General features: G+C 73.6%; 2 protein-coding genes. One reads left to right on the top strand and one right to left on the bottom strand.

Annotation, left to right across the window (positions count from 1 at the left end; genetic code table 11):
* Positions 1 to 352: 352 nt before the first annotated feature.
* Positions 353 to 2005 (bottom strand): Stk1 family PASTA domain-containing Ser/Thr kinase, encoded by a 1653-nt coding sequence (locus tag L1885_RS24790; RefSeq protein WP_235799402.1) that lies wholly within the window; start codon positions 2003 to 2005, stop codon positions 353 to 355.
* A 421-nt stretch (positions 2006 to 2426) separates the two neighbouring features.
* Here L1885_RS24790 and L1885_RS24785 point away from each other — a divergent pair.
* On the top strand, positions 2427 to 4083 hold a 1657-nt coding region (locus L1885_RS24785), incomplete at its 3' end, for a protein kinase domain-containing protein (RefSeq protein ID WP_235799401.1).

Raw genomic sequence — 4083 nt, 5'->3', positions numbered from 1 at the left:
GGTCGCGTCCCTCACCCGCCTGGCGACCCGCGAGCCCCGAGCTGGCGTGCGGCACCGGCGAGCCGTCGGGACTCCCGGCGGGGCCGTCCGCCCGCGCGACGGGCGCGGCGAGCAGCAGCGACACGACGGCGAAAGCGGAGGAGACGCGCAGCCTCGGGATCACCGACCCAGCGTCACACGCCGGGGCGCGACCTGCATCCGGAGCAACCGCGGATAAACCCCCCTTCACCCGGCCGGGCGCGGGGAGGGGCCCCTCCGGCCGGGCGCACCCCCCGAGCGCCGGGAGGCGGACGCCGGGGGCCGCGCGCCGGGAGGGCCGCCGCCGGGGCCCAGGTCCGGCGGGGGGCTCGGGTTATTCGGGCTTGCCCGTCGACACCTTCAGGTCGAACACCTGGCTCTTGGGGTCGACCGGGTCGCCGGGCGCCGGGTACTGCTCCACCACCTGGCCGTCCGCGTACGCGCCGTTGTCGACGTCCGACTCCTTCACCGACCAGCCGACCTTGTTCATGCAGGCCTTGACCGAGCGGATGTCCTTGTAGCGGAAGTCCGGGGCGTCGACCTTCTTCGCGTCCTCGTAGTCCTGGAACGCGTCCGTGCAGGCGTCCGCCTCCATCGTCCGGTTCGGCTCCGGGGGCCGGTAGCCCGCGCCCGACGGACTGCTGCCGCCGCCGGCGGTGGCGGTGGCGCTGCTGGTCGCTCCCCCGGACGACTTGGCGTCCGGCGAGCCCCCGCTGCCCGGCCCGAGTACGTAGACGATGCCCCCGATCGCGGCGAGCGCGACCACCACCGCCGCGACGACCAGCGGCGTCTTCCCCCGGCCTCCGCCCCCGCCGGCGGAGGCCGGGCCGGGGGTCGTCGCGTACGGCGGCGGGGTCGGCGGCAGCCCGCCCTGCTGCGCCGGGTGGGCCTGCGGGTAGCCGTAGCCCTGCTGGGGCGCCGTGGGGGCCGGCGTGCCGTACGGGCCGGGCTGTCCCGGGTGACCGTAGGGGGGCGGTGTGCCGTAGGGGCCCGGCGCGGCCGGCGGCGCCTGTCCCCCGCCCACCGGCGGGAAGACGGCGGACGCGACGCCCGAGCCGCTGTTCTGCGGCGGCGCCCCCGCCGCGATCACCGGCGGTCCGGCCTGCCCGGCGGACGGCAGCACCCGCGACGTCTCGTCGCGCATCGCCGAGGCGCTCGGGAAGCGTTCGTTCGGGTTCTTGCGCAGGGCACGCGCCACCAGCGCGTCCGCGCCGCGCGTGACCGACCGGTTGATGGAGGACGGCGCCGACGGCTCCTCCTGCACGTGCGCGTAGGCGATCGCGAGGGGGGAGTCCGCGTCGAACGGCAGCCGGCCGGTGAGCAGCTGGAAGAGCATGATGCCGACCGAGTACAGGTCGGAGCGCGCGTCGACGCCCCGGCCGAGGGCCTGTTCGGGCGAGAGGTACTGGGGCGTGCCGACGACCATCCCGGTCTGCGTCATCGAGGTGACGCCCGACTGCATGGCGCGGGCGATGCCGAAGTCCATGACCTTGACCACACCGCGCTGCGTGATCATCACGTTGCCCGGCTTGATGTCCCGGTGCACCAGGCCCATCTCGTGGCTGGTCTCGAGCGCCGCGAGCACGTCGGCCGTGATCTTGAGGGCCTTCTCCTCGGGCATGGCCCCGTACTGCGCGATGTCGGCCCGCAGCACGGACCCGAGCGGCTGCCCCTCCACGTACTCCATGACGATGTACGGCACGGGCGCGCCGTCCACGACGTCCTCGCCGGTGTCGAAGACGGAGACGATGTTGGGGTGGGACAGCTTGGCCACGGCCTGCGCCTCGCGCCGGAAGCGCTCGCGGAAGGACGGCTCGCGGCCGAGGTCGGAGTGGAGCGTCTTGATCGCCACCTGGCGGTCGAGCGCCGAGTCGTAGGCGAGGTGCACGGAGGCCATCCCGCCCTGCCCGAGCAGGCTCCGGAGCTGGTAGCGGCCGCCCGCGAGGGACGTCCCCGCTTCTTCTCCCTGCGCGCCGTCCTGGCTCATGGCTGTGCTTCCCCCCTGGGGCGCCAGGCAGCCCCGGACCCCCGTGTGCCGGCGCGGACCTCCTGGACAACGCGCGCGCCGCGGCCGTGATGTGGAACCTCGGTCGTGAGAACCTCGCGGAAACCGGCCATCCGATCCCCGTATACGCGCCAAGTCTGCCGGAGGGCGCAGACACGTCAAGCAGGGATCCCCTTTCCGTGACCGTACGCACAGCAACCGTCTCGTAAGCGTTACACGAAGTACCGGGGATTTGCGTCGCGTACGCGGCAACAGGTTTGATGGCCGGTCCGTCCGGGAGAGGCACGTCCTGCGAACCCTGTAGCGTGACGGGCGCAGCCCCCTTGAGACATTCCATTTGCACCGTGAAGCGCGCGGCGGACGACCGCGGCGACCCGCGGACAGAAGACGACGGCGAGGACTGATGGCACCCGAACCCGAAGCAGGCGGCGGCGGAACGCCGGATGCTGGGGAAAACTGGGGCGTCGGCGGGCTGGTCGGCGACGGCCGGTACCGCATGAGCCACCGCCTGGGCCGCGGCGGCATGGCGGAGGTGTTCGCGGCCGAGGACGTACGGCTCGGGCGCACCGTGGCCGTCAAGCTGCTGCGCTCCGACCTGGCCGAGGACCCGGTCGCCAAGGCGCGCTTCACGCGCGAGGCGCAGTCGGTGGCCGGGCTCAACCACCACGCGGTGGTCGCCGTGTACGACTCCGGCGAGGACACGATGGCGGGGCAGACCGTCCCCTACATCGTGATGGAGCTGGTTGAGGGCCACACCATCCGCGACCTGCTGCTCAACGCGGACGCCCCGCCTCCCGAGCAGGCACTGATCATCGTCTCCGGCGTGCTCGAGGCGCTGGCGTACTCGCACCAGCACGGCATCGTGCACCGCGACATCAAGCCGGCGAACGTGATCATCACGGACACCGGCGCGGTCAAGGTCATGGACTTCGGCATCGCCCGCGCCCTGCACGGCGCGCAGTCGACGATGACGCAGACCGGCATGGTCATGGGCACGCCCCAGTACCTCTCCCCCGAGCAGGCGCTCGGCAAGGCGGTCGACCACCGCAGCGACCTGTACGCGACGGGCTGCCTGCTGTACGAACTGCTGGCGCAGCGGCCGCCGTTCGTCGGTGAGACCCCGCTGTCCGTGGTCTACCAGCACGTACAGGACACCCCGGTGCCGCCGTCGGAGATCTCCGCGAACTGCCCGCCGGAGCTGGACGGTCTGGTGATGCGGTCGCTGGCGAAGGAGCCCGACGACCGCTTCCAGAGCGCGGAGGAGATGCGCGGGCTCGTCCAGTACGGGCTCCAGATGCTCCAGCAGCAGGGCGGATACACCGGCACGTGGAACACCGGCGTCGTCGACTCGCACGGCCCGGCGCCGACGACGGCGCTCGGCGGCGTGGGGGCGACCGCCGCGATGGGCGCGGGTGCCGGATACGGCGCGGGCGGCTACGGCGCGTACGGGGAGACGGCGCAGCGCCCGCTGCTGCCGGCGGCCAACCCGAACGACGGCGGCTACTCCGGTTACGACGAGGGCGGCGCGGGCGGCGCGCGGGGACGCGGCCGCGGCAAGATGCTGCTGTTCGTCGCGCTGGCGCTGGTCGCGATCGTCGGCGGCGTCGCGTTCGCGGTCAACAGCATGACCGGCAACAACCACACCTCGGACGACAAGAGCCCGGCGCCGTCCGTGTCGCACTCGCACGCCTCGGACACGCCCTCGCCCAAGGACGAGTCCTCTCAGGACGACCAGCAGTCGGACGACTCCTCGTCCGGCGGCAGCGACGGCTCGTCGGACTACACGCCCTCCCGCAACCAGCCCTACCCCTCGCACACGCAGCAGCAGAAGCCGACGGACGAGCCCTCGGCGCCCACCGGCACCGGCAGCACGGGCTCCGGCGACACCGGCGGCGAGCCGTCCGGCCCGGCGGACACCTCGCCGCCGCCGGCCGGCGGCGACGACGGCGGCACGGACGACGGCGGCACCGGCACGTCGAACGGCACCACGACCGACGGCGGAACCGGCGACAACGGCGGTACGGCGGGGGCCAGCGCCGGCAACGGCGGCGGCACCGACA

This window comes from Streptomyces fuscigenes (genome assembly GCF_021556455.1).
Classification (GTDB): domain Bacteria; phylum Actinomycetota; class Actinomycetes; order Streptomycetales; family Streptomycetaceae; genus Streptomyces; species Streptomyces fuscigenes.
Note: the sequence above shows the minus strand (reverse complement) of the source record. Positions and strands in the feature narration are given on the sequence as shown.